The organism is Pseudomonas kitaguniensis (genome assembly GCF_049199985.1).
Taxonomy (GTDB): domain Bacteria; phylum Pseudomonadota; class Gammaproteobacteria; order Pseudomonadales; family Pseudomonadaceae; genus Aquipseudomonas; species Aquipseudomonas kitaguniensis.
The window spans coordinates 207,263-231,977 of sequence record NZ_JBLZPT010000002.1 but is presented as its reverse complement, the minus strand read 5'-3'; the positions used below and the strand labels follow the sequence as shown (position 1 = coordinate 231,977).

Below are 24,715 nucleotides of genomic sequence, written 5' to 3'. Positions count from 1 at the left end.
TAGCCCCTCAGGAATGCGCTTCGGTAAGGTGGGTCAACTCAGGCCCTTGGCTGCTTGGCGGCTCTTTGAGCACCACGCGTTTGATCGGGCCGACAATCACCAGGTAGCTGAACACCGCTACCAGCGCGTTGGCGCCGACGAACACCAAGGCCCACTTGAACGAACCGGTGGTGGCGATGATGTAGCCGATGACGATAGGCGTGGTGATCGATGCGAGGTTACCGAAGGTGTTGAACAAGCCGCCACTGAGGCCGGCGATTTGTTTCGGTGAGGTGTCGGAAACCACCGCCCAGCCGAGTGCGCCAACGCCTTTACCGAAGAAGGCCAAGGCCATGAAGCCCACCACCATCCACTCGATGTCCACGTAGTTGCAGGCCACGATGCTGCTCGAAATCAGCAGGCCACCAATGATCGGCGCCTTGCGGGCGAAGGTCAGGGAATGGCCTTTGCGCAGCAGGTAATCGGAAATCACGCCGCCGAGCACGCCACCGATAAAGCCGCAGATCGCCGGCAGCGAAGCCACGAAACCGGCTTTGAGGATGGTCATGCCACGGTCCTGCACCAGGTACACCGGGAACCAGGTGAGGAAGAAGTACGTGATGCCGTTGATGCAATACTGGCCCAGATAAACGCCAAGCATCATGCGGTTGGTCAGCAACTGACGGATGTAATCCCACTTCGGGCCGTCGGTTTTCTTGCCCTTGCCTTTGTCCTGGTCCATATCGACCATGGCACCGTTGGCGGCGATGTAATCGAGCTCGGCGGCGTTGATCATCGGGTGCTGGCGCGGGCTGTGGATAACTTTCAGCCAGACCAGCGAGAAGACAATGCCGATTGCGCCCATCACGATAAACACGTGCTGCCAGCCGAAGCTGTAAACGATCCAACCCATCAGCGGTGCAAACAGCACCGTGGCGAAGTATTGCGCCGAGTTGAAGATCGCCGAAGCGGTACCGCGTTCAGCCGTAGGGAACCAGGCCGCCACGATGCGTGCGTTACCCGGAAAGGACGGCGCTTCGGCCAGGCCCACCATGAAGCGCAGCATAAACAGCGCAACGACGGCGGTGGAGATCCCGAATTCACCGACATAGCCTTGCAGCACGGTGAACAGCGACCAGGTGAAGATGCTCAGTGCGTAGACTTTTTTCGAGCCGAAACGATCGAGTAGCCAGCCGCCGGGGATTTGCCCCGCCACGTAGGCCCAACCGAATGCAGAGAAGATGTAACCGAGGGTGACCGCGTCGATGCCGAGGTCTTTTTGCAGGCTGGAGCCCGCGATCGCGATGGTGGCCCGGTCGGCATAGTTGATCGTTGTCACCAGGAACAGCATGAGCAGGATCAAATAGCGGACATGGGTCGGCTTGGTCGCTTGCATGAAAAAGTACTCCCACTAATTATTTTTTTTGCGGGTAATCAAGTTGTGTTGTGCAGCGCGTTGTGTGGGAGCCGGGCTTGCCCGACTCCCGCACACAGCAGGAACCACGGGTGTTGCGTGTTACGAACCGATGTAGCTGGTTTTCACCACGGTGTAGAACTCTTGCGCATAGCGACCCTGCTCGCGCGAACCATAGGAGGAGCCCTTACGGCCACCGAATGGCACGTGATAGTCCACGCCGGCAGTCGGCAGGTTGACCATCACCATCCCGGCCTGCGAGTGGCGCTTGAAGTGGTTGGCGTACTTCAGCGACGTGGTGGCAATACCGGCCGACAAGCCGAACTCGGTGTCGTTGGCCATGGCCAGCGCCGCGTCGTAATCGGCGACGCGTACCACGTTGGCCACCGGGCCGAAGATCTCTTCACGGCTGATGCGCATGGCGGCTTCGCTGTCGGCAAACAGGGTTGGCGCCAAGTAGTAGCCTTCGGTATCGCACGTCACCAGGCCGCCGCCGCTGACCAGCCGCGCGCCTTCGGTTTGGCCGATGTCGATGTATTTCAAGTCCTGATCCAACTGGGCCTGGGAAACCACCGGGCCGATGTCGGTGCCGCTTTTCAGGGCGTGGCCGACTTTGATCGACTTCATGCGCTCCGCCATGGCCGCGACGAATTGGTCGTGAATACCGGCGGTCACGATAAAGCGGCTGGACGCCGTGCAACGCTGGCCGGTGGAGTAGAACGCGCTCTGTACCGACAACTCGACGGCCTGCTTGAGGTCGGCGTCGTCGAGAATAATCTGCGGGTTTTTACCGCCCATTTCCAACTGCACTTTGGCCTGACGCGACACGCAGCTGACGGCGATTTGACGACCCACGCCCACCGAACCGGTGAAGCTGATGCCATCAACTTTCGGGCTGTTGACCAGCACATCGCCGACCACACGACCGCTGCCCATCACCAGGTTGAACACACCGGCCGGGAAGCCTGCGCGCGAGATAATTTCGGCCAAGGCCCAGGCACAACCCGGCACCAATTCGGCGGGTTTGATCACCACACAGTTGCCGTAGGCCAGGGCCGGGGCAATTTTCCACGCGGGGATCGCAATCGGGAAGTTCCACGGGGTGATCAAACCGACCACACCCAAGGCTTCGCGGGTGACTTCAACATTGACGCCCGGGCGCACCGAGGGCAGGTAGTCGCCCGACAGGCGCAAGCATTCACCGGCAAAAAATTTGAAGATGTTACCGGCGCGGGTCACTTCGCCGATGGCTTCGGGCAGGGTCTTGCCCTCTTCCCGCGCCAGCAGGGTACCGAGCTCTTCGCGGCGCGCGAGGATTTCGCTGCCGACTTTATCCAGCGCATCGTGACGCGCCTGGATACCGGACGTCGACCAGGCCGGGAACGCGGCGCGAGCGGCGTCGATGGCGGTGTTGACTTGGGCTACGTCAGCCTTGGCGTATTCGCCAATGACATCAGACAACTCCGACGGGTTGAGGTTGACGCAATAGTCGGCACCGGCCACCCACTCGCCGTTGATGTAGTTTTCAAAACGCTTGGCTTGGGACACAAATCTTCTCCTGACGCAAAAGGCCGCTGATTACTCAGCGGCCTTGTAGATAAGTTACTGCGGACCTTGCTTGTCGATCAGCGCGGCCAGGGCTTCGTATTCTTCCGGCAGCAGATCGGTCAGCGGCGTGCGGACCGGGCCTGCGTCATAGCCGGCGATTTTTGCACCGGCTTTGACGATGCTCACGGCGTAACCGGATTTACGGTTGCGAATATCGAGGTAAGGCAGGAAGAAGTCGTCGATGATCTTGGCCACGGTGACGTGATCGTCTTTGGCGATCGCGTGGTAGAAGTCCATCGCGGTTTTTGGAATGAAGTTGAACACCGCCGAGGAGTACACCGGTACGCCCAAAGCCTTGTAGGCAGCGGCGTAAACCTCTGCAGTCGGCAAGCCGCCGAGGTAGCTGAAACGGTCGCCAAGACGACGGCGGATCGACACCATCAACTCGATGTCACCCAGGCCATCCTTGTAGCCGATCAGGTTCGGGCATCGTTCAGCCAGGCGTTCCAGCAGGGGTGCAGTCAGGCGGCAGACGTTGCGGTTGTACACAACCACGCCGATCTTGACCGACTTGCACACCGCTTCCACGTGGGCGGCAACGCCGTCCTGGCTGGCTTCGGTCAGGTAGTGCGGCAGCAGCAGCAAGCCTTTGGCGCCGAGGCGTTCAGCTTCCTGAGCGTACTCGATAGCTTGACGGGTCGAACCGCCGACACCGGCGAGAATCGGCACGCTGGTGGCGCAGGTATCAACAGCGGTCTTGACCACTTGCGAATATTCGCTGGCAGCCAGGGAGAAAAACTCACCGGTGCCGCCAGCTGCGAACAAGGCCGTCGCGCCGTAAGGGGCAAGCCATTCCAGACGCTTGATGTAGCCCGCCTGGTGGAAGTCACCCTGCGCGTTGAAATCGGTCACGGGGAAAGACAGCAGACCGTGGGAGAGGATGGACTTCAGTTCTTGTGGATTCATTATTCGAACACCCTGGGCGAAAACTTTCTGTCGAAAGGTTATTGTTGGTTTTTGGTGATGTCGTACGTCATCGTACAACTATAAAATAATTCGTCAACTGTAATTCATCGGGGTTTATCTCAGGCACGCGCCTTCCACCCGAATCACTCGCCAATGGGGTCTACTCAATAGTGTGCTGACACTGGGGATCAAATGTGGGAGCTGGCTTGCCTGCGATGCAGGCGCGACGGTGTTTCAGGCATACCAAAGTGATGCCATCGCGGGCAAGCCGGCTCCCACACAAGCCAGCGCCCACATTAGATCTGTTGCGGCTTTCAGTTGCGCTGCGCTTCTGCCTCTTCATGGGCATGGCGCAGCCGCTCGCGGCTGTTGGTCAAGTGCAGGCGCATGGCCGCTCGCGCGGCGTCCGAATCCTGGCGCGCGATGGCCTCATAAATCTCTTCATGCTCACGGCTCAAGCGGCTCATGTAGTGCTGCTGGTCATCGTGCGCCAGCCGCGCCGAATTCAGGCGTGTACGCGGAATGATGCTGGTGCCCAAGTGGGTCATGATGTCGGTGAAATAGCGGTTGCCGGTCGACAGCGCAATTTCCAGGTGGAACGCGAAGTCTGACGCGACCGCGTCACCTGCGTGTGCCGCACTTTCATTCAGCGCGTCGAGCGCCGCGCGCATGGCGGCCAGTTGCTCGTCGCTACGGCGTAACGCCGCCAAGCCGGCAGACTCCACTTCAAGGCTGATACGCAGTTCCAGAATCGCCAGCACGTCACGCAAGGTCACTACGGTGGCGGGGTCAATCCGAAAACCGCTCGGGCTTGGCGTGTCCAACACAAAGGTGCCGATGCCGTGGCGGGTTTCGACCTGCCCGGCGGCCTGCAACCGCGAGATGGCTTCGCGCACCACCGTGCGGCTGACCCCATGGACTTCCATGATTGCCGACTCGGTGGGCAATTTATCGCCACGTTTGAGTTGGCCGTCGCGGATCTGCTCGGACAACACCGTGACCAATTCCTGGGCAAGGCTGCGGCGCTTGCGGGGAAGACGCGGGGCGGTGTTGGGGTTTTCCATGGCAGATCATCTTTCTCGGCGAACTTGAGTACGCATCATAGCCCATGGCTGTTGTACGATCACCGTTGCGTCACGACTTTCATCCATATCCTTTACGTAAAAAAAATGCCCCGACACAGGTCGAGGCATTTTTCAGACTTAGCCGAAGGCAAAGCCGTTCACTTCACCACTTTGAGGCTCGGCCGACCGGTCGGGCGCGGCGGCTCGGAATCCGGTGGTGGCGCCTCATCACTGCCCTCGCGTTCGATCGCTTCGTCTTCCTCGAAAGGCGACTCCAGATCGAACACCATGCCTTGGCCATTCTCGCGGGCGTAGATCCCGAGAATCGCGCCAATCGGCACGAACAGCGTATGCGGCACGCCGCCGAAACGCCCTTCGAAGCTTACCGCTTCGTTGTCCATGTGCAGGTGGCGCACGGCACTCGGTGATACGTTCAGCACAATCTGCCCATCACTGGCAAAACCCTGCGGTACCTGAACCGCAGGAAATTCTGAGTTGACCAGCATGTGCGGGGTGCAATCGTTGTCCACAATCCACTCATAGAGCGCGCGGACCAGGTACGGTCGACTGGAGTTCATCAGCGGCTCCTTAAGCCTTAGCGCATATCGCGTTCGACACCAGACAGACTCGCCTGGAAAGCCTCACGCGCAAACTGGCGCTCCATGTAATCAAGCAGCGGCTTGGCTGGCCGCGGCAGTTCAATACCCATAATCGGCAAGCGCCAGAGTATGGGGAGTAGGCAGCAATCCACCAGGCTTTGTTCCTCACTGAGGAAAAAAGGTTTGTCGGCGAACAGCGGTGAAACACCGGTCAGGCTCTCGCGCAATTCCTTGCGCGCCACGACGCGGGCAGCTTCTTTACTGCGTGAATCCAGAATCACATCCACCAACCCGCACCAGTCACGCTGGATCCGATGGATCAGCAGGCGGCTGTTGGCACGTGCCACCGGATACACCGGCAGCAAAGGCGGATGCGGGTAACGCTCATCCAGGTATTCCATCACCACGGTTGACTCCCACAACGCCAGGTCACGATCGACCAGGGTGGGCAAGCTGCCGTAAGGGTTCACTTCGATCAGTTTCGGCGGATGACGACCCACCTCCACACTGATGATCTCGGCGCTGACACCCTTCTCTGCGAGCACGATGCGTACTCGGTGGGAATAGTGGTCGGCGGGGTCGGAGTAACAGGCCAACCGGTTGGTCACGCCCATGGCGGTCCTCCTCGCTTGTTGAAATTATCGAAAGCTCAAAAACGAGCGCGCCCAGAGAGCATCCCTGCAGTGCCTGGTTGAACCAGAGCGCTACGTGTTCAGAGATGCCGCTGGGCGCGCAAGATTAACAGCAATTGCTTACGGTTGGATCAATGCACATCCTTCCAGTATTCGCGTTTAAGCAGGTAAGCGAATACGAAGAAGAAGGCCAGGTAGAGCAACACATACGTACCGATGCGCTGATGTTGCAGTTTGACCGGGTTGGCCGAGTAAGCCAGGAAGGTCACCAGATTCTTGACCTTCTCGTCAAACTGCTCTGCGTTCAGCGTACCGGTCTTGGGCAATATAGTCAGTTGATCGCATGCTTCATGTGTCAGAGGCGTGCCGGTCAACGGGTCATATTGCTTCTTGCCGTCTTCAACGACCTGAACCTGCTTGCATCCTACCACTTGGCGACCCTGCAGGCCGACAAGAACGTTAGGCATACCGACATTCGGGAAGACTTTGTTGTTCACGCCATACGGCCGCGCCGGGTCTTCGTAGAACGATTTCAGGTAACCGTAGAGCCAGTCAGTGCCGCGCACACGCGCCACCAGGGTCAGGTCTGGCGGTGCCGCACCGAACCAGGCCTTGGCGTCTGCCGGTTGCATGCCGATGCTCATGTGGTCGCCGATTTTTGCGCCGGTGAACACCGCGTGGCTGAGCATTACGTCATGCGGGATGCCCAAGTCATCGGCAACCCGCTCGTAGCGTTGGAACTTGGCGCTGTGGCAGCCCATGCAGTAGTTGGTGAAGGTACGCAAACCATCCTGCATGGCGGCCTTGTCGGACACATCAATATCGACTTTTTCGAGTTCCGCGCCATGCTCGGCCGCGAAGGACAGCAGCGGCAGCGCCGCAAACACGAGTGCAACCAATAATTTTTTCATCAGCCAGTCACCCTTTCCGGAACCGGTTTGGTCTTCTCGAGCCGGGTGTAGAACGGCATCAGAATGAAGTAGGCGAAGTACAGGAAGGTGCAGACCTGCGACAGCAATGTACGCTCGGGGGTTGGCGCCAATACGCCCAACACGCCCAGGATCACGAACGAAATGCAGAATACCCACAGCCAGATTTTGCTCAGCCAGCCCTTGTAGCGCATCGACTTGACCGGGCTTCGGTCGAGCCACGGCAGCACGAACAACACCGCAATGGCGGCGCCCATGGCGATCACGCCCATGAGCTTGTCGGGAATCGCGCGCAAGATCGCGTAGAACGGCGTGAAGTACCAGACCGGGGCAATGTGCTCAGGCGTCTTGAACGCGTTGGCTTGCTCAAAGTTGGGCTTCTCGAGGAAATACCCGCCCATCTCCGGGAAAAAGAACACGATCGAGCAGAACACAAACAAGAACACTACCACACCCACAATGTCTTTCACGGTGTAGTACGGGTGGAACGGAATGCCATCCAGCGGGATGCCGTTTTCGTCTTTGTACTTCTTGATGTCGACGCCGTCCGGGTTGTTGGAGCCCACCTCGTGCAGCGCCAGGATGTGCAGCACCACCAGGCCAAGAATCACGATCGGCAGGGCCACCACGTGCAGCGCAAAAAAGCGGTTCAGGGTGATGCCGGAGATCAGGTAGTCACCCCGAATCCACTGGGTCAGGTCGTTGCCGATGACCGGGATCGCACCGAACAGCGAGATGATCACCTGTGCGCCCCAGTACGACATCTGGCCCCACGGCAGCAAGTAACCCATGAACGCTTCGGCCATCAGCGCCAGGTAAATCAGCATGCCGAACACCCACACCAGCTCACGCGGCTTCTGGTACGAACCGTAGAGCAAGCCACGGAACATGTGCATGTAAACCACAATAAAGAACGCCGACGCGCCGGTAGAGTGCAGCAAGCGCAGGATCGAGCCGTACTCGACGTCACGCATGATGTACTCAACAGAGGCGAACGCCTCCTCCGCCGAGGGCGTGTAACTCATCGTCAACCACACGCCGGTAATGATCTGGTTGACCAGCACCAGCAGTGCCAGTGAACCGAAGAAGTAGAAGAAGTTGAAGTTTTTTGGCGCGTAATATTTGCTGAGGTGGTCTTCCCACATTTTGGTCGCCGGGAAGCGTGCATCCACCCAATCCATGAACTTGCTCATCAGGCTTTCTCCCCCTCGTCGACGCCAATGACAATGACATTGTCAGTCTCGTAATGATGTGGCGGAACCGGCAGGTTCAACGGTGCAGGTTGGGACTTGTAGACGCGGCCGGCCAGGTCGTAGTGGGAGCCGTGGCAAGGGCAGAAGTAACCGCCGACCCAGTCTTTGCCGAGGTCGGCAGGCGCAACTTCAGGGCGGAAGGTTGGCGAGCAGCCGAGGTGGGTGCAGATACCGATCAGCAGCAGAATCTCTGGTTTGATCGAACGGACTTCCTTATCAACGTAGGCGGGCTGGTCGGAATTTTTTGAATCGGGGTCAGACAACTGGCCTTCGATTTTCTTCAGATTCCCGAGGATTTCTTCAGTACGACGAACAATGAAAACCGGCTGACCGCGCCACTCAGCAATCATTTGCTGACCTGGCTCGACCTTACTGACATTCACCTTCACCGGTGCACCTGCGGCTTTCGCCTTGGCACTGGGAAACCATGACCCCACGAACGGGACCGCAGCCCCCACCGCTCCTGCAGCACCCACCACGGACGTGGCGGCTACCAAGAAGCGACGCCGGCCTGCATTCACGCCGTCATTGCTCATTCAGTCCTCTCCCATCAGCTTTTTGGCCTGTTAAATCAGGCGTCTACTAAGTATTAACGCTGAACTTATAAAAATTTTGCAGGATGGTAATGAAAAGCCCACACACTTACAAGGGAATTACCCCGCAGCGCGGCTCCAGGCCTTGCAGTATAGGGGGTCTACGGATGTGGCACGTTGTCACGGCCAAAGGTATGCACAAATCGCAGGCAATAAAAAACGCCCAGCTCCGTAAGGAGGCTGGGCGTTTTTGTGGAACGTAAAGCGAATTAACGCTTCGAGTACTGCGGACGCTTACGCGCTTTACGCAGACCGACTTTCTTACGTTCAACTTCACGAGCATCGCGAGTTACGAAGCCAGCTTTGCGCAGAGCGCCACGCAGGGTTTCGTCGTACTGCATCAGAGCGCGAGTGATACCGTGGCGGATTGCGCCAGCTTGACCACTTACACCGCCACCGATAACGGTGACGTAGATGTCGAACTTTTCAACTGTCTCGGTCAGTTCCAGCGGCTGACGAACTACCATGCGGGCAGTTTCGCGACCGAAGAAATTTTCCAGAGTGCGGTTGTTGATCGAGATGTTACCAGTACCCGGACGCAGGAAAACACGTGCGGTAGCGGTTTTGCGACGGCCAGTGCCGTAATTTTGAGTCGCCGACATAATGAACTATTCCGTTAAAACTTCAGTTCTTGGGGCTGCTGAGCAGCATGAGGGTGTACAGCGCCCGCATAGACTTTCAGCTTGCGAAACATATCGCGACCCAGTGGGCCCTTCGGCAGCATACCTTTAACCGCGATTTCAATCGGGGCCTCAGGCTTCTTGGAGATCAGGCCTTCAAAGTTGGAAGACTTGATGCCGCCTGGGAAACCGGAGTGACGGTAGTACATTTTGTCTTGCGCTTTGTTGCCGGTAACACGTACCTGCTCGGCGTTGATGATGACAATGTAGTCACCGGTATCAACGTGAGGGGTGTACTCAGGCTTGTGCTTGCCACGCAGACGGCTGGCGACTTCAGTGGCCAGACGACCCAGAGTCTGACCAGCGGCGTCGACGATAAACCAGTCGCGCTGGACGGTGTCCGGTTTTGCAGTAAAAGTTGTCATTCTTTAATAGCCTCAGGGGCCGCCCTGTAAATTAGACGGCGGATCTTACTGAATAGTGCGTACTTTGACAAGTCAAAGGCAGCCGGATACAGACGCTATCGGGGGCTCGGGTCGGCGCGTCCGTTCAACGGCAAGATTCTTCGGCAGGCGGCGCATCACTTCCACTGCAGAAAGAGGTGGGCAATTATGCAGATTGCGAAAAAAATTTCAACCTGCTTTTATGATTGTTTTCCCCGAAGGAGCACCTGATGGATTATCGACAGCTGGGCCGAACCGATCTGAACGTAAGCGCGATTGCCCTGGGCACCATGACGTGGGGCGAGCAGAACAGCGAAGCAGAGGCCTTTGCACAGATCGAGCGGGCCAAAGCCGCAGGGATCAACTTCCTCGACACGGCGGAAATGTACCCGGTGCCGCCCAAGGCCGACACCTATGCCACCACCGAGCGTTACATCGGCAACTACTTCAAAAGCCGCGGTGACCGTGCCGACTGGGTGCTCGCCAGCAAGATCGCAGGCCCCGGCAATACCATCGACTACATTCGCGATGGCTACCTGCGCCACAACCGTAAACACATCGTCGAAGCCCTCGACGCCAGCCTCAAGCGCCTGCAAACCGACTGGATCGACCTCTACCAGTTGCACTGGCCCGAGCGCAGCACCAACTTTTTCGGCCAACTGAGCTACACACACAAGGACGAAGACGACCTCACGCCACTGGAAGAAACCCTCGAAGCGCTGGACGAACAGGTAAAGGCCGGCAAGATCCGCCACATTGGCCTGTCCAACGAAACCCCGTGGGGCACCATGAAGTTCCTGGCCCTGGCCGAAGCCCGTGGCTGGAGCCGCGCCGTGTCGATCCAGAACCCCTACAACCTGCTCAACCGCAGCTTTGAAGTGGGCCTGGCGGAAGTCGCCATTCGCGAACAATGCGGCTTGCTGGCGTATTCGCCGCTGGCGTTCGGCATGCTCAGCGGCAAGTACGAAGGCGGCGCCCGCCCGGCAAAAGCCCGCCTGACTGAATACAGCCGCTTCAGCCGCTACTTCAACCCGCAGTCGGAAGCCGCGTGCAGCCGTTACGTGGCACTGGCGCGCGAGCACGGCCTGGACCCGGCGCAAATGGCCCTGGCATTCGTCACGCAACAGCCGTTTGTGACCAGCAATATCATCGGTGCAACCAGCCTTGCGCAGCTGGACAGCAACATCGCCAGTGCCGACCTGACACTCTCCAAAGAGGTGCTGGAGGGGATTGAGGCAATTCAGAAGGATCATCCAAACCCTGCGCCTTAATCGCTAACTGAGGGTTCCCAGGCGGGGAACCCTCATCAAACGGAGCCGATGCCCCGATGACAGCATGGGGCACTGGACACACGGGGTAAAAAATAAGACGATCCAGCCGTCTGGTGACCACTTTCCCCTATAAGAATAAATGAAATTATGTCCAACCAAATCTCCACGCCGTTACGGCGCGTCAGCATTTTGGCGATTGATCGGGTATTCGCTTCAACCCTGATGCAAGCCAAGGATTTCTTCCACCTGGCCAGCCTGCGTTACGGCAAACAGCAAGGCCTGGGCCTGACCCCGGCGTTCGAAACGCGCCTTGTCAGCCCCGACGGCCAATCAGTGCGCAGCTTCAGCGACGTGATCATGCCGGTCGACGGCGGCCTGGAAGACGCCGACATCATCGTGCTACCGGCCTTCTGGGACGATTTCGACGCCATGTGCGCGCGCTACCCGCAAGTGCTGCCCTGGCTGCGCGAACAACACGCCCGCGGCGCGGTACTCTGCGGTGAAGCCACTGGCGTATTCTGGCTGGCCGAAGCCGGGCTGCTTGATGGCAAGGAGGCAACCACTTACTGGCGCTTCTTCAAAGCCTTCAGCGAACGCTTCCCCAAGGTGCAGCTCAATCAGGACAAACACCTGACCGACGCCGACAACCTGTATTGCGCCGGCGGCACCACCTCGGCATGCGACCTCTACATCTACCTGATCGAACGTTTCTGCGGCGCCACCATCGCCCAGGCCGTGGCCCGCGACATTCTCTACGAAGTGCAGCGCAGCTACGCGCCGGGGCGCATTGGTTTTGGTGGGCAGAAGCTGCATCAGGACGTGATCATCCTGCAAATTCAACACTGGCTTGAAGAGCATTTTGCCGACAAGTTTCGCTTCGAAGACGTCGCCCGCGAACACGGCATGAGCATCCGCAACTTCATGCGCCGCTTCCAGAGCGCCACGGGTGACAAGCCGCTGCACTACTTGCAACGCCTGCGTATCGAGACGGCCAAAGGGCTGCTCTCGGGCAGCCGCAAAAGCATCAAGACCATCAGTTATGAGGTGGGTTATGACGATGCGAGCTTTTTTGCGCGGCTGTTCAGGCAACACACCGAGCTATCGCCGAACCAGTACCGCCAGCAGTTCCAGCAGGCCGCCTGAACCCAATGCGGGAGGGGATTGCTCCCTCCCCCATTTTTTACGGTGGCGTGTTTACGGCTTGTGCCCGCGCGACAGGAACTCGTGGGACTGCATTTCCAGCAAGCGGCTCAACGTGCGCTGGAATTCGAAATTCAAGCGACCGCCGGTGTAGAGGTCTTTGAGCTCGACTTCCGCCGAAATAATCAACTTGACGTTACGGTCGTAGAACTCGTCGACCATGTTGATAAAACGGCGCGCGATGTCGTCAGTGGTGACGCTCATCTGCTCCACGCCGCTCAAGATCACCGCGTGGAAGATCTTGCCCAATTCGATGTAGTCGTTCTGGCTGCGCGGGCCGTCGCACAGTTGACGGAATTCGAACCAGGCCACGTCATCGCAGGTACGCAGCGCGATAATTTCGCGGTTCTCGATCATCAGCTTGTCGTTTTCCACCGCCTGCGTGCATTCCGGCGTGAGCGCTCGGAAGCTTTTCTTCAGGCTTTCATGCGCTGCTTCATTCAGCGGGAAGTGGAACAGTTCGGCCTGCTCAAGGTGACGCAGGCGATAGTCGACGCCACTGTCGACGTTGACGATCTCGGTGTTCTGCTTGATCAGCGCGATGGCCGGCAGGAAGCGCGCACGTTGCAGGCCGTCCTTGTACAGGCCGTCGGGCACGATGTTCGACGTGGCAACCAGGGTCACACCGTTCTTGAACAGCTCTTCCATCAGGGTGCCGAGGATCATGGCGTCGGTGATGTCGGAGACGAAAAACTCATCGAAGCAGATCACCCGCGCTTCGTCGGAGAACCGCTTGGCGATGATGGTCAGCGGGTTTTTCTCGCCCGGCAGGGTTTTCATCTCTTCGTGCACACGCTTCATGAAGCGGTGAAAGTGCGTGCGCACCTTTTCCTTGAATGGCAGCGCTTCGAAGAAGGTGTCTACCAGGTAGGTCTTCCCGCGGCCGACGCCACCCCAGAAGTACAGGCCTTTGACCGGCGTGTGGTCTTTTTTGCCAAACAGCTTGCCGAGCAACCCTGGCTTGTTCTGCGAAGCCGCGACCAGGTCGTCGTACAGGCGCTGCAGATGCCGCACCGCGTTTTCCTGGGCAGCGTCATGGAAGAATTCAGGGCGTTTCAGATCAGCTTGATATCGTTCTAGGGGCGTCATAATTTCGTTAGCAAGGCAACAAAAACGGGCCGTCACTGTAACGACGGCCCTGGATAATGGCAATCAACCCTTGGTCGGGTTAATCCTCGGTTGGGGTCAACGCAACGCGCAACGCGGCAATGGCGGTATCACGCGACGCTTCGTCGGCGAACGCGGCACTGTCGGCCACCGCAGCGCCGTCCAGCCATACGCTGAAGCGTTGGGCCTCTGTGCGCACGTCCAGCGCGTCGCCGTTTTGCAACTGCTTTGTCACTGCGCCAGCCGCTTTACCGTCGGCAAAGTTGCGTGACAACAGCAGTTGCTCGCCATCGGCGGCCAGCAAACGGAAACGGAAGCTGCCGTCGTCTTCGCGAAAGCTCACAAACCGTGCGGCTTTCGCGGCTTTCTTTTTAGCACTGACCGGCGCAGCCGCCGGCTCGACGAACGTGCGCAGGCCCACCGCCTCACGCAGCTCGGCGAGGAACGGCGCCGCCACGGCGCGGGCCTTCTTGGCGCCGACCAGCAGCAGGTCTTCCATGTCCGATGGGCGCGACATCAGTTCGTGATAGCGCTCACGCGCTTCGCCCAACTGGCCGTCGAGCAGTTGGAACAAGCGATTCTTCGCCTCGCCCCAGCCCAGGCCTTGCAGCAGTTCAGCGCGGAACTCTTGTTCCTGCGCCTGGCTGGCAAACGCCTGGTACAGGGTGAACAGGTGCGAAGTGTCCGGGTCTTTGGCTTCACCGGGCGCGCGCGAATCGGTGACGATGCGCGAGATGGCGTCTTTCATTTCCTTGGCGCTGGTGAACAACGGGATGGTGTTGTCGTAGCTCTTCGACATCTTGCGACCGTCGAGGCCCGGCAAGGTGGCGACGCTTTCTTCGATCAACGCCTCGGGCATGGTGAAAAATTCTTTGCCCTTGCCGAACAGGTGGTTGAAGCGCTGGCCGATGTCGCGGGCCATCTCCACGTGCTGGATCTGGTCGCGGCCCACCGGCACTTTGTGCGCGTTGAACATCAAAATGTCCGCTGCCATCAGCACCGGGTAACTGTACAGGCCCATGGTGATGCCCGCGTCCGGGTCTTCGCCGGTTTCGACGTTTTTGTCCACCGAGGCCTTGTAGGCGTGGGCGCGGTTGAGCAGGCCCTTGGCGGCAACGCAGGTCAGCAGCCAGGTCAGCTCGGGGATTTCAGGGATGTCGGACTGACGGTAGAACGTCACCCGATTCACATCCAGACCACCGGCCAGCCAGGTCGCGGCGATTTCCATACGCGAGCGCTGAATGCGCTGCGGGTCATCACATTTGATCAGGGCGTGGTAGTCGGCCAGGAAGTAAAAAGAGTCGGCATTCGCGTCCTGGCTGGCGAGGATAGCCGGGCGAATCGCACCGGCGTAGTTGCCCAGGTGCGGCGTGCCGGTGGTGGTAATGCCGGTGAGAATACGGGTACGAGTGGTCATGGGTAATCGCTTATCAGGCAGCTATCAATTCGAAAGGCGCGGCAGCACCAGATCCTTGAGATCGGTCAGCTTGCCATGAAAAAAGTGCCCGCATTCTGCCACTTTCAGCAGCTCATGGGGGCGATTCAAGGCAGCAGACCAGTCGTAGACAAGCTGCGGGTCGACCACTTCATCGGTTTGTGGCTGGATCAGCGTCAACGGGCAGCCTTGCGGCAGCACGTCGCTGTCGCGCAGACGCATCACCGCAGCGGCGACCATGAACAGGTGCGCCAGTTTTTCACCCTTGGCTTCCAGGCGCCCGCCGAGGCTGGCGGCCACATAACCGCCGAAGGAAAACCCGAGCAAGGTGATCGGCAACTCCGGGTGTTTTTCGCGCAGCCAGGTGACGGCAGCTTCGGCATCGTCGACTTCCCCGGTGGCCATGTCGTGCGTGCCGGCGCTGGCACCGACGCCACGGTAATTGAAACGTAAAGTAATCAAACCAGCATCGCGGGCGGTGCGTTGCAGGGTCGATACAACTTTATTCAGCATGGTGCCACCCTGCACCGGGTTAGGGTGGCAGATCAGCGCCAGGCCACGTGGCTCGGGGTGATCCAGGTACAGGGCTTCCAATTGGCCAACCGGGCCATCGATCAGAACGGGGGTTTCACGCATGAGCAAGGAATGAACTCCGTGACCTCTCAAAGGGTCGACTCGTCTAGCTAAAAGTCTGTGCATGGCATGCTTGCGAGCTTAATCGCGGTATACAGCGCAGGTCCGAGCCGTTAACGTAAAGCAAAGCCGTTTATAGAGGAAGGACTCGTGGAACACTCGCTCTTAGTTTGGTTGTTGCCGACTCTTGCCCTGGTTGCCGGTGTCGCCATTGGATTCCTGGTTGCTCGCCTGCTGCCGAATGCCGCGCCTAACCGCACGCAGCGTCAGTTGGATGACATTCAGGAACGTTTTGACAGTTATCAGAACGAGGTTGTTACCCACTTCAACAGCACCGCAACCCTGGTCAAGAAGCTCACTCAGAGCTACCAGGACGTACAGGATCACCTCGCCGATGGCGCAAACCGCCTGGCCCTCGACGACATCACCCGTCAGCGTCTGCTGGCCGCGTTGCACTCCGATGCACCGCAAGCTCCACGCGAGCGCCTGACCCCGCCGCGGGAAAACCAGGAGCCACCACGGGACTACGCGCCAAAAACGCCGAACGCCCCAGGCATGCTGGATGAGCATTACGGCTTGAAGAAGTAAGTCATTTTCAAGCACCAAAAAAGCCCGGCTGATCGATGATCAGCCGGGCTTTTTTGTTGGGCCACAATCTCCAACATTGTGCAGATCCATTGTGGGAGGGGGCAGCGCCCAACCCAGGCAACTCATCCATCAACACTTCATATGAGGCCACTTCATTGGGCCGCTGTCGCAAGCACAGCGAAGATCCACTGTGGGAGGGGGCTTGCTCCCGATAGCGGTCTGTCAGCTACAAACAGGCTGACTGATACACCGCCATCGGGAGCAAGCCCCCTCCCACACGGGCAGTGCCCAACCCTGGCAACTCATCAATCAATACTTCATATGAGGCCGCTTCATTGGGCCGCTGTCGCAAGCACAGCGAAGAGCTACTGTGGGAGGGGGCTTGCTCCCGATAGCGGTCTGTCAGCTACAAATGTGCTGACTGATCCACCGCCATCGGGAGCAAGCCCCCTCCCACACTGACAGTGCCCAACCCAGGCAACTCATCAATCAACACTTCACATAAGGCCACTTCATTGGGTCTCAAACTTCCACACTGGCATGTCTGGCCTTAAGCGGGTTGCTGTTATTGAAGCTGGCCACTCTCGATGCGCACATGGCGTCCATGGAAGCGCTTGAGGCTGCTGCGATGACCGACGCTGACGATGCTCAGCCCCGGCAATTCATCAATCAAGGCTTGATACAAAGTTGCTTCATCCTCTTCATCCATCGCTGACGTGGCCTCGTCCATGTAGAGCCATTGAGGTGCAAACAGTAACGCGCGGGCGAAGGCCAGGCGCTGCTGCTCGCCTGGCGAAAGCATGCGTTGCCAGTGGTTGGCCTCATCAAGACGGCTGACCAGATGCGGCAAGCGGCAGGTTTCCAGCACCTGTGCATAACGTTGCGCCGGGTAAACGCTGTCGTCTTGTGGATAACTCAACACCGCCTTCAACGTACCAATCGGCAAGTAGGGCTTTTGCGGCAGGAACAGGTAACGTGCCGCCGGCAGGCGAATGCTGCCGTGGCCCGCTGGCCACAGATGGCCCATGGCGCGCAGCAAGGTACTTTTACCGCTGCCGGAACGCCCGCTGAGCATTACCCGCTGGCCCGGCTCCACGGTCATCTCGGCGTCTGTGAGCAAGTGGCGGCCATCGGCCAGGTCCATGCCCAAGTCTTTCACCACCAGGCGCTCGCCCTCGGGGCGCACATCGATTGCCGGGGCGCGCTGCTCGTTTTCGCGCATGGCCTGCTGGAAGCTGAGCAGACGATCACTGGTCGCGCGCCAGCCGGCAAGCTCGGAGTACGCGCTGATAAACCAGCTGAAATTCTCCTGCACGTTGCCGAACGCCGAGTTGATTTGCATCAGCTCGCCCAGCTCGATCTTGCCGGTGAAGTAACGCGGTGCGGCGACGATGAACGGGAAGATGATCGCGATCTGGCTGTAGCCGGCGGTGAAGAAGGTCAGGCGCTTGGACACTTTCATGATGTCCCAAAAGTTGTGCCAGACCTTGCCGAAGCGCGCGCTCAGGCGCTGGTTTTCATTCGGCTCGCCGTTGTACAAGGCGATGCTCTCGGCGTTCTCGCGCACACGCACCATCGAGAAACGCAAGTCCGCTTCAAAGCGTTGTTGTTGGTTGCTCAGGCCGATCAGGCGACGGCCAATCAGGTGCGTCAGCCAACTGCCGACGGCGGCGTAGAGCAATGCGCACCAGAACATGTAGCCGGGGATGGTGATGCCAAATACCTCGATGCTGCCCGATACACCCCACAGGATGATCGAGAACGACACCAGGCTGACCACGTTGCGCAGCAGCCCCAGGCCAAGGCTCAAGGTACTGGAAGTGAAAGTATTGAGGTCTTCGGAAATCCGCTGGTCCGGGTTATCGGTGTATCCGCCCTGCTCCAGCTGGTAGTAATTTTTGTCGGCAAGCCAGCGCGCAAAGTGCTTTTCGGTGAGCCAGGCACGCCAGCGGATCGTCAGCATTTGGGTCAGGTACAAACGGTACACCGCCCCCAAAATGGCCACCGCCGCGATACCGCCAAAATAGCCGATCAACTGCCAGAAGGCGGCCGTGTCCTTTTTTTCCAGGGCGTTGTAGAAGTCTTTGTACCAATGGTTGATCCACACGGAGATCGCCACACTGAACAATGACAAGCCAATCACGGCCGCCAGCAGCAACCAGGCCTTGCCCTTCTCTTCGCTGCGCCAATAGGGTGTGATCATCGCCCAGGTTCGGCGAAAAAACTGCCCACGCACTGCGTCATTGACCGCGGAATACTCAGCGTTCTGATTCATTCTTCAGGCTCGATAGGGGAAATGACAGGCGTTGGAACCGATCTTAAGCGATCGGTTCACGGCTCCGTGCAGCCTGAAGCAGTTCGTTCAACCGGCGTTCAGCGACGTACCGGGCGCTTCTGCAGCTTGCGTTGCAGGGTACGCCGGTGCATGCCGAGGGCGCGCGCGGTGGCAGAGATATTGCCCTCGTGTTCGGTCAACACGCGCTGGATGTGCTCCCACTGCAGGCGGTCCACCGACATCGGGTTTTCCGGCACCAGCGTGTCGAGGTCGGCGTGTTCGGACAGCAAGGCCGCCAGCACGTCGTCGGCATCCGCAGGTTTGCACAGGTAGTTGCAGGCGCCGCGCTTAATGGCTTCGACGGCGGTGGCAATGCTGGAATAACCGGTGAGGATTACCACACGCATTTCCGGGTCGAGTTCCAGCAACTTGGGTAGCAACACCAGGCCGGAGTCGCCGTCCATTTTCAGGTCGAGCGCGGCGTAGTCCGGCAGATCGGCCTGGGCGATAGTCAGGCCTTCTTCGGCAGAGCCTGCGGTGCTCACGCGAAAGCCGCGACGGCTCATGGCGCGCGCCATGACGCGGGTAAAGGTGGCGTCGTCATCTACCAGCAACAGGTGCGGCAGTTCTTCGCCTTCGACTTGGATCTCGTCACTCATCGATATCTCCTCGTGCGACACGCGGCAGGCGCAGCTCGGTGAGCGTGCCGCCTTCCTCGTGACTATAGAGCTTCACTGAGCCGCCCGCGCGGGTCACGCTGGCCTTGCTCAAAAACAGGCCGAGGCCGAAGCCTTTGCCCTTGGTGGTAAAAAATGGCTTGCCGATCTGCTCGGCAATGGCCAACGGCACGCCCGCACCGTGGTCACGAATGCTGATGGTGACGTTTTCCGCGTCCCAGTCGAGCTGAACGCCGAGGCCTTCGGGGCAGGCGTCGGCGGCGTTGTTCAACAGGTTGAGCAGCGCTTGAGTCAGGTCCGGCGGCGGCGCCATGCGCGGCACGCTGCCCTGGCCCAGCAGGTGGAAACGGTAACTGGCCTCGGGGCGCATCAGGTGCCAGCGGTTCAAAGCCTCGTCGAGCCAGCGGGTCACGTCCTGCATCTCAACTGCCAGGCGGCGGTTGGCTTCGGCGGCGCGCACCAACTGCTGCAAGGTCTGCTTGCACTGCTTGACCTGCTCCTGCAACACGCTGAGGTCATCTTGCAGAGCCGGGTCATGATGGTCTTGGGTCATTTCCTTGAGCAGTACGCTCATGGTCGCCAGCGGCGTGCCGAGTTCATGCGCGGCGCCGGCAGCCTGGGTGGCGACAGCCAGCAGTTGCTGGTCACGCAGGCCCTCTTCCCGGCGAATGGCGCGCAACTCTTCCTGACGGCGCAGCTCTTCGGCCATGCGCGCGGCGAAAAAGGTGATGACCGCAGCAGACAGCGCAAAGCTCAGCCACATCCCGTAGATCTGCAGGTTCTCGCGCGCGATGGGGAACGTTTGCAGCGGGTAGAAACGCGCCAGCAGCAGCGTGTACAGGGTCAGCGCGATGCCCGACAGCACCACCGAATAGCGCCACGGCAAGGTCACGGCAGCGATGGTCAACGGCACCAGATAATAAGAAACAAAGGGGTTGGTGGAACCCCCTGAGAAATAAAGCAACACACTGTGAATAAACAGATCGCAGGCCAGTTGCAGGGCGTATTCCAGTTCGGTCACAGGCCATGTGGTACGCAGCCGAATAGCCGTGAACACACACAGCACCGTGGAGAAACCGAGGGTCACGCCAAGTGGAAGCCACGGCAGCGCCAGCAGGTCGAACCAATACGCGAGCCCGACGGAGCCGGCCTGTGCGGCCAGTACCAGGGTGCGAATGAACGTCAGGCGCCAAAGATTCTGGCGTGTGGCGGAAGTCAGTTTTACGGCGGCGAGCATGAGCTCTCCCGGTGAGCGCTGCAGGCGGATCGGCAGGAGTATAAACGAAGCGCCGCCTCGGGCATTGGGTGTGTGGCCCTTTGACGCAGGCCGGCAAACTACCGCTCGTCGGCGCCACGACAACCTGTAGTGAATATGTAAACCCGAAGAACCCGACACTCCCGTCTACAGTCATACCCACTACGCATTCCTCAAGGAGCTTCCATGTCTCGTTTCACTCGCACTGCAGCCGTTCTGACCCTCAGCGCAAGCGCCGTGGCCAGCCTTCCGGCCATGGCCGCCGATGCATTGAATTACAACCAGATTTCCCTGCGCGCCGAGGTCAGCCAAGAAGTTGCCCGCGACAAGATGATCGTCACGCTGTACACCGAGTCGCAGAACAGCGACCCGGCCAAGCTCGCCGCCGAAATCACCACTACGATGAACAAGGCGCTTGGCGAGGCCCGCGAAGTCAAAGGCGTGACCCTGCGCCAGGGCAGCCGCAACAGCTACCCGATCTACGACAACAAGAACCAGAAGATCACCGGCTGGCGTGAACGCGCCGAACTGCGCCTGGAAAGCGCGGACTTCCCGGCACTCTCCAAGCTCACCGGCGAGCTGCTGAATACCCTGAAAATGGAAAACATGGACTTCGCGATCGCCGACACCACACGCAAGGCCAGCGAAGATGCCTTGCTCAAGGAAGCGGTTGGCGCATTCAAGGCGCGCGCGCAATTGGCGACCGATGCGCTGGGCGGAAAGGGTTACAAGATCGTCAATCTGAACTTCAACACCAACGGCTACCCACAGCCATTCGCGCGTGGCGGGATGATGCTGAAAGCGGCGATGATGGATTCGGCGCCGACGCCGCAAGTGGAGGCAGGTACCAGCCAAGTGAGCATGAGCGCCGACGGGGTGATCGAAGTGCTGCAATAAGGCTTTTTTGCGACACGAAAGCGGCGCGGCCTGAAGGTTTGCGCCGTTTTTTTGTGCGCAGTTTGGTGGAACGGACTTGGCAGAACCGCCGCCTGACACCTTTAATCCCCCAGCGCCTTCAACGCACTCTGCAACGTCCTCTTTTTATAACCACGGCACCTACAAAAAAGCGCCGTAGCGCATTAAAAGTGCCGGATGTCGCCACATGAGAGTTTAACTAAGTGTACGACTGAACATTGAACGGCATGTCCGATGTTCGCGACTAAACGTAGGTTTTTTTCCGAAGTTTGTAGGCCAGCACTTATGGAATTTTTTTACAGCCTGGTGTGGAACCAGTCGCATTCACACAGCCACCCATCTGTCAGTAACGCATAATCACTAGAGTCGCTTACTCCTGTCATTTATATAAATTAACGCAGCGCGAACACTAATAAAGTGACGGTGAGATCATGAGAGGCCCTCACTAAACATCACCCTTCGCACTGCGCTATAAAACCGTCGCGGCCGTCACTATTACAGTGCACTGACCGACCCTCTTTATAATACCCATGAGTAGAACGAGCTGAACATGAATATAAGTCCGTCTTACCTATTACACACGTTAGCAATACCCCAGCCACCTTCAACCGCCGAGCAATCGCGTTCAACTAGTTCAACACCCTCTTTTGCACGTCACACGCGCTCAATTGACGCCTCAGCAACTGGCCCCACGCATGAGTCCGATGCGGCCAAGAACGTCATTTATGGGTCAACCACAGCAACGCCGCCCAACGCGAACTTGACGCAGAAAGAGCGAGTGCAACTGACCGACGCGTACGCGGGTCGTATCGTGCAGCAGCTCGCCAACATAGAAAGCGGTAGTGAAGGCGAAAGCAATCTCAAATTCCAGCAAAGTCGTCAGTTCCTGCAGCCTGCGGGTTACTTCAGCGGTGGGGTATTGGCAGCAGGGTTCGACCCGCAGGAGAAAATCACGGTCACGTTCAACACCTATGTCGGCGTAGGGAGCCCGACGACGCTGACCAACAGTGATAAACGTAGCTACTTTGCATGGGAAATAGCCGCGGGTGCGCTGGCGCACGATAAAGCACCGCGAGACGGTCCGATCAATTTCCACTCCATGCATATCGAGCAACAAGACAAACGCCGGATTGAGGACCTGGAGTCGGTGGGCAGCACGCTCCAGGACCATTGGGAAAATGAGGTATCCGAGCCCCTGCGGGATGTGTCGGGTGCATTGGCAAAGCGCTCGGGTAAAGCCGACGCGTATGTAGTGCGGGGCACCTTGCAAAGCCTGCGTGACGACAAGGCCAGCTTTGAAAAACTGACACCTGGCAGTCGGGAAGCAATCGACCGCACACTTGATAAACTCGGCAATGTGGTCATTCCCAATATATTCGGCTACCCGATGGCCGGGTATGCCTTTGTGCCCGAGGTCAACTATCACGGCGATTACGATCACCGCCCCAATAAAGGCCTGATGATTGATTTAAAGAATGGCACGGTGAATGAAATACACGATGATAAGGACTTTGCCAACTGGGCTAAAAACAACCGCAGTGCAATAGTGCGTAGTTTCAATGCCAGCGACCGGCAAAGCAGCAAAAACACACACTGGCCAAAGGCTGCGGATGTGCTCGACAACCTTATTATCGGTAACCTTGCCACCTACCGCGGGCGCTCCGGTGCCCTCTCCGATAAAGATGTACCGGTGTGGGAAACCTTCAACTATACCCAATCGCGCGATGCCGATTATTATTTAAACTTCGGCAACTTGAACACCGGTATTGCTGCCAGTTATCAGGCGGTCAACACCAAAAACGCCGTGTGGGCAGACCAAACTGAGGTATTTGGTTCCTCGCAGCAAAATTGGAAGGGCGCCAAAGAGCTGTGGAGCAACACTTTCGGTTACGTCCCTGTCGTGGGCAACACGGGCAATATCGTCTTTGGCATTCATGACTCCCTGAATGGGATGACGGCCGACGACCGGGTGGGCGGCAATGCGGCAGCGGTCATATCAGGCTTGCAACTGGCACACGAACTTGCGCCCTCTGCAATAGAGACGGGGCTGGGTGATTTGCCGGCCGCCGTTAAGCTCGCCACGCCCCAGCAATACGGCTGGAAATTTAATGAACAGACCAGCGATTTTAATTTAGTGCGAGCGCCCAAGGCGTCGAACGAGAGTGATATAGGCACGACGTTAAACGACACGCCGCCTACCGTTAATCGACTGCAGCCCAGCCAGGCCAGAAATATCAGCGAGTACGCGGTGCCGAACGGCGAGCAACTGATTGAACATGCCACGCCCAACACCCAAGGCATTTACCAGATCAAAGATGCAACGAATGCCGGAGACCACTGGTTTATCCGCTATACCGACGACACGGGCTCCAACAGGGTGTATGAGATCAGAAGTGATTTCAAACTCAGTGACCAGTACGTTCAAATTATTGACCCCAAAACGCGCAAACCTGTGCTTACGGCTCACGCGACGGGTGATGGGCAGTGGCAAGCAGCGAGTAACGATGGGGGTAAGTGGCCATGGGTGCGCACGCCCTCGCCCACCCCAAGTAACGACCTGAAGACGGGCGCCAAATTTTCAGACGCGTTCGAAATTTTAGGCGATCCCAAAACCAGTGGCGCCGATAAGTTTGATGCCGTGTTTAATTACAACAACGCTACGGCCTATGAACAATCGGTGAGTAACTTTGAAGAGGCGGGCGTCTTAAAAAGAAAGCTCACGGTGTCCTCGACCGTCGAAGAAAATAACTTCGAGGTTTACCCAAGCGAAACGGCGCAACCCAACGAGCACAGCGCCACGAGCTATTCGCCCAACTTTATAAAAGATTTGAACCGTGACCACTACACTGTCCGCATCAAGCAACCGGATGGTTATACCACTGTGGAGTTGGATGGCACCGGCACCGCTGAGGGTGAAACGTTGCGCAAGCGCCTTTCGCAGTTCGAAGACGCTGTACCCGACGCCAACCTGCGTTCACGCATCTCCGAGGTCGCTCATCAGGGCAGTGTCGCCCCGACCTCGGTTGAGTTGAAAATTAACCAACTACAAGATCATGTTGGCTTCAAAGGCACAGGCACACATTATGTGATCACCTACGACCCCCTGATCCAGGGAGCTCAGGTCGAATACGAGGCGGTGATGATATTGCTCGATCTGGATAAAGATGCCGAGGTTATTCCCGACATAGAGGTCCGTGCGCGCAGAACCTTCCACATTGTTGAAAGCAATCATATCGACGGACAATCAAACCCGTACATCATCGAGAAAAACGCGCCTTTCAACCTGAGCACTACGACTATTACTAACCTGGCATAACCG

Annotated in this window: 22 protein-coding genes; 5 read left to right on the top strand and 17 right to left on the bottom strand. The window is 58.3% G+C overall.

Annotated elements, in window-relative coordinates; all coding sequences use genetic code 11:
* Window positions 1-7 precede the first annotated feature (7 nt).
* The 11 genes from ACOZK9_RS04955 to rplM all read right to left on the bottom strand — a co-directional run bounded on the left by ACOZK9_RS04955 (window position 8) and on the right by rplM (window position 10,022).
* Complete coding sequence (locus ACOZK9_RS04955) at window positions 8-1,375, bottom strand: MFS transporter (protein WP_152746218.1); 1,368 nt, start codon at window positions 1,373-1,375, stop codon at window positions 8-10.
* Between the two features lie 120 nt (window positions 1,376-1,495).
* The gene (locus tag ACOZK9_RS04950; protein ID WP_421555386.1) at window positions 1,496-2,941 is read right to left on the bottom strand and encodes an aldehyde dehydrogenase family protein; all 1,446 of its coding nucleotides are present in this window, start codon (window positions 2,939-2,941) and stop codon (window positions 1,496-1,498) included.
* Between the two features lie 54 nt (window positions 2,942-2,995).
* A complete protein-coding gene (kdgD, locus tag ACOZK9_RS04945; RefSeq protein WP_058414353.1) occupies window positions 2,996-3,907 on the bottom strand; it encodes a 5-dehydro-4-deoxyglucarate dehydratase in 912 nt (303 codons plus the stop codon).
* A 314-nt stretch (window positions 3,908-4,221) separates the two neighbouring features.
* On the bottom strand, window positions 4,222-4,971 hold the full coding sequence (locus ACOZK9_RS04940) for a FadR/GntR family transcriptional regulator (RefSeq protein ID WP_058414354.1): 750 nt from the start codon (window positions 4,969-4,971) through the stop codon (window positions 4,222-4,224).
* A gap of 158 nt (window positions 4,972-5,129) precedes the next feature.
* Window positions 5,130-5,549 (bottom strand): ClpXP protease specificity-enhancing factor, encoded by a 420-nt coding sequence (locus tag ACOZK9_RS04935; RefSeq protein ID WP_421555385.1) that lies wholly within the window; start codon window positions 5,547-5,549, stop codon window positions 5,130-5,132.
* 17 nt (window positions 5,550-5,566) lie between these two features.
* Window positions 5,567-6,184: a glutathione S-transferase N-terminal domain-containing protein gene (locus tag ACOZK9_RS04930; RefSeq protein ID WP_058414356.1), complete on the bottom strand. Its 618-nt coding sequence runs from the start codon at window positions 6,182-6,184 to the stop codon at window positions 5,567-5,569.
* A gap of 149 nt (window positions 6,185-6,333) precedes the next feature.
* Window positions 6,334-7,113 carry a cytochrome c1 gene (locus tag ACOZK9_RS04925; protein ID WP_058414357.1) on the bottom strand — a complete coding sequence of 260 codons (780 nt, stop codon included), beginning with the start codon at window positions 7,111-7,113 and terminating at the stop codon, window positions 6,334-6,336.
* A complete protein-coding gene (locus tag ACOZK9_RS04920; RefSeq protein WP_058414358.1) occupies window positions 7,113-8,324 on the bottom strand; it encodes a cytochrome b in 1,212 nt (403 codons plus the stop codon). Before ACOZK9_RS04920 ends, ACOZK9_RS04925 begins: the two co-directional genes overlap by 1 nt.
* Window positions 8,324-8,920: a ubiquinol-cytochrome c reductase iron-sulfur subunit gene (gene petA, locus ACOZK9_RS04915; protein WP_058414359.1), complete on the bottom strand. Its 597-nt coding sequence runs from the start codon at window positions 8,918-8,920 to the stop codon at window positions 8,324-8,326. The genes ACOZK9_RS04920 and petA overlap by 1 nt, the downstream gene beginning before the upstream one ends.
* A gap of 266 nt (window positions 8,921-9,186) precedes the next feature.
* Window positions 9,187-9,579 carry a 30S ribosomal protein S9 gene (rpsI, locus tag ACOZK9_RS04910; protein WP_003216038.1) on the bottom strand — a complete coding sequence of 131 codons (393 nt, stop codon included), beginning with the start codon at window positions 9,577-9,579 and terminating at the stop codon, window positions 9,187-9,189.
* Window positions 9,580-9,593: 14 nt separating this feature from the next.
* On the bottom strand, window positions 9,594-10,022 hold the full coding sequence (gene rplM, locus ACOZK9_RS04905; RefSeq protein WP_058414360.1) for a 50S ribosomal protein L13: 429 nt from the start codon (window positions 10,020-10,022) through the stop codon (window positions 9,594-9,596).
* Window positions 10,023-10,270: 248 nt separating this feature from the next.
* Here rplM and ACOZK9_RS04900 point away from each other — a divergent pair, with 248 nt between their 5' ends.
* A complete protein-coding gene (locus ACOZK9_RS04900; RefSeq protein ID WP_058414361.1) occupies window positions 10,271-11,311 on the top strand; it encodes an NADP(H)-dependent aldo-keto reductase in 1,041 nt (346 codons plus the stop codon).
* Between the two features lie 246 nt (window positions 11,312-11,557).
* The gene (locus ACOZK9_RS04895; protein ID WP_421555410.1) at window positions 11,558-12,454 is read left to right on the top strand and encodes a GlxA family transcriptional regulator; all 897 of its coding nucleotides are present in this window, start codon (window positions 11,558-11,560) and stop codon (window positions 12,452-12,454) included.
* Window positions 12,455-12,505: 51 nt separating this feature from the next.
* Here ACOZK9_RS04895 and zapE read toward each other — a convergent pair whose 3' ends face one another.
* The 3 genes from zapE to ACOZK9_RS04880 form a co-directional block, all read right to left on the bottom strand.
* Window positions 12,506-13,600: a cell division protein ZapE gene (gene zapE, locus ACOZK9_RS04890; protein ID WP_122250501.1), complete on the bottom strand. Its 1,095-nt coding sequence runs from the start codon at window positions 13,598-13,600 to the stop codon at window positions 12,506-12,508.
* Between the two features lie 79 nt (window positions 13,601-13,679).
* On the bottom strand, window positions 13,680-15,035 hold the full coding sequence (locus ACOZK9_RS04885) for a tryptophan--tRNA ligase (RefSeq protein ID WP_058414363.1): 1,356 nt from the start codon (window positions 15,033-15,035) through the stop codon (window positions 13,680-13,682).
* A 24-nt stretch (window positions 15,036-15,059) separates the two neighbouring features.
* Window positions 15,060-15,689, bottom strand: coding sequence for an alpha/beta hydrolase (locus ACOZK9_RS04880; RefSeq protein ID WP_058414364.1), 630 nt, complete (start codon window positions 15,687-15,689; stop codon window positions 15,060-15,062).
* A gap of 147 nt (window positions 15,690-15,836) precedes the next feature.
* Here ACOZK9_RS04880 and ACOZK9_RS04875 point away from each other — a divergent pair, with 147 nt between their 5' ends.
* Window positions 15,837-16,274, top strand: coding sequence for a Z-ring associated ZapG family protein (locus ACOZK9_RS04875; RefSeq protein ID WP_004372274.1), 438 nt, complete (start codon window positions 15,837-15,839; stop codon window positions 16,272-16,274).
* A 565-nt stretch (window positions 16,275-16,839) separates the two neighbouring features.
* Here the strand turns inward: ACOZK9_RS04875 and ACOZK9_RS04870 are convergent.
* The 3 genes from ACOZK9_RS04870 to ACOZK9_RS04860 all read right to left on the bottom strand — a co-directional run bounded on the left by ACOZK9_RS04870 (window position 16,840) and on the right by ACOZK9_RS04860 (window position 20,463).
* The gene (locus ACOZK9_RS04870) at window positions 16,840-18,549 is read right to left on the bottom strand and encodes an ABC transporter ATP-binding protein/permease (protein ID WP_421555384.1); all 1,710 of its coding nucleotides are present in this window, start codon (window positions 18,547-18,549) and stop codon (window positions 16,840-16,842) included.
* A gap of 98 nt (window positions 18,550-18,647) precedes the next feature.
* A complete protein-coding gene (locus ACOZK9_RS04865; protein WP_003171731.1) occupies window positions 18,648-19,208 on the bottom strand; it encodes a response regulator transcription factor in 561 nt (186 codons plus the stop codon).
* Complete coding sequence (locus ACOZK9_RS04860; protein ID WP_058414366.1) at window positions 19,201-20,463, bottom strand: ATP-binding protein; 1,263 nt, start codon at window positions 20,461-20,463, stop codon at window positions 19,201-19,203. Before ACOZK9_RS04860 ends, ACOZK9_RS04865 begins: the two co-directional genes overlap by 8 nt.
* 204 nt (window positions 20,464-20,667) lie before the next feature.
* Between ACOZK9_RS04860 and ACOZK9_RS04855 the strand changes: the two genes are divergently transcribed.
* Together ACOZK9_RS04855 and ACOZK9_RS04850 are read left to right on the top strand one after the other, a co-directional pair.
* Window positions 20,668-21,378, top strand: a complete 711-nt coding sequence (locus tag ACOZK9_RS04855) for an SIMPL domain-containing protein (protein ID WP_058414367.1) — start codon at window positions 20,668-20,670, stop codon at window positions 21,376-21,378.
* Window positions 21,379-22,174: 796 nt separating this feature from the next.
* Entirely contained in the window at window positions 22,175-24,712 is a 2,538-nt protein-coding gene (locus ACOZK9_RS04850) for a hypothetical protein (RefSeq protein ID WP_421555383.1), read from the top strand.
* Window positions 24,713-24,715 lie beyond the last annotated feature (3 nt).

What these genes read in the sequence shown, in the direction of transcription:
- ACOZK9_RS04955 (WP_152746218.1), bottom strand. Translation starts at nt 1,375, where the DNA reads ATGCAAGCGACCAAGCCGACCCATGTCCGCTATTTGATCCTGCTCATG.
- kdgD (WP_058414353.1), bottom strand. Translation starts at nt 3,907, where the DNA reads ATGAATCCACAAGAACTGAAGTCCATCCTCTCCCACGGTCTGCTGTCT.
- ACOZK9_RS04940 (WP_058414354.1), bottom strand. Translation starts at nt 4,971, where the DNA reads ATGGAAAACCCCAACACCGCCCCGCGTCTTCCCCGCAAGCGCCGCAGC.
- ACOZK9_RS04935 (WP_421555385.1), bottom strand. Translation starts at nt 5,549, where the DNA reads ATGAACTCCAGTCGACCGTACCTGGTCCGCGCGCTCTATGAGTGGATT.
- ACOZK9_RS04930 (WP_058414356.1), bottom strand. Translation starts at nt 6,184, where the DNA reads ATGGGCGTGACCAACCGGTTGGCCTGTTACTCCGACCCCGCCGACCAC.
- ACOZK9_RS04925 (WP_058414357.1), bottom strand. Translation starts at nt 7,113, where the DNA reads ATGAAAAAATTATTGGTTGCACTCGTGTTTGCGGCGCTGCCGCTGCTG.
- ACOZK9_RS04920 (WP_058414358.1), bottom strand. Translation starts at nt 8,324, where the DNA reads ATGAGCAAGTTCATGGATTGGGTGGATGCACGCTTCCCGGCGACCAAA.
- petA (WP_058414359.1), bottom strand. Translation starts at nt 8,920, where the DNA reads ATGAGCAATGACGGCGTGAATGCAGGCCGGCGTCGCTTCTTGGTAGCC.
- rpsI (WP_003216038.1), bottom strand. Translation starts at nt 9,579, where the DNA reads ATGTCGGCGACTCAAAATTACGGCACTGGCCGTCGCAAAACCGCTACC.
- rplM (WP_058414360.1), bottom strand. Translation starts at nt 10,022, where the DNA reads ATGACAACTTTTACTGCAAAACCGGACACCGTCCAGCGCGACTGGTTT.
- ACOZK9_RS04900 (WP_058414361.1), top strand. Translation starts at nt 10,271, where the DNA reads ATGGATTATCGACAGCTGGGCCGAACCGATCTGAACGTAAGCGCGATT.
- zapE (WP_122250501.1), bottom strand. Translation starts at nt 13,600, where the DNA reads ATGACGCCCCTAGAACGATATCAAGCTGATCTGAAACGCCCTGAATTC.
- ACOZK9_RS04885 (WP_058414363.1), bottom strand. Translation starts at nt 15,035, where the DNA reads ATGACCACTCGTACCCGTATTCTCACCGGCATTACCACCACCGGCACG.
- ACOZK9_RS04880 (WP_058414364.1), bottom strand. Translation starts at nt 15,689, where the DNA reads ATGCGTGAAACCCCCGTTCTGATCGATGGCCCGGTTGGCCAATTGGAA.
- ACOZK9_RS04870 (WP_421555384.1), bottom strand. Translation starts at nt 18,549, where the DNA reads ATGAATCAGAACGCTGAGTATTCCGCGGTCAATGACGCAGTGCGTGGG.
- ACOZK9_RS04865 (WP_003171731.1), bottom strand. Translation starts at nt 19,208, where the DNA reads ATGAGTGACGAGATCCAAGTCGAAGGCGAAGAACTGCCGCACCTGTTG.
- ACOZK9_RS04860 (WP_058414366.1), bottom strand. Translation starts at nt 20,463, where the DNA reads ATGCTCGCCGCCGTAAAACTGACTTCCGCCACACGCCAGAATCTTTGG.
- ACOZK9_RS04855 (WP_058414367.1), top strand. Translation starts at nt 20,668, where the DNA reads ATGTCTCGTTTCACTCGCACTGCAGCCGTTCTGACCCTCAGCGCAAGC.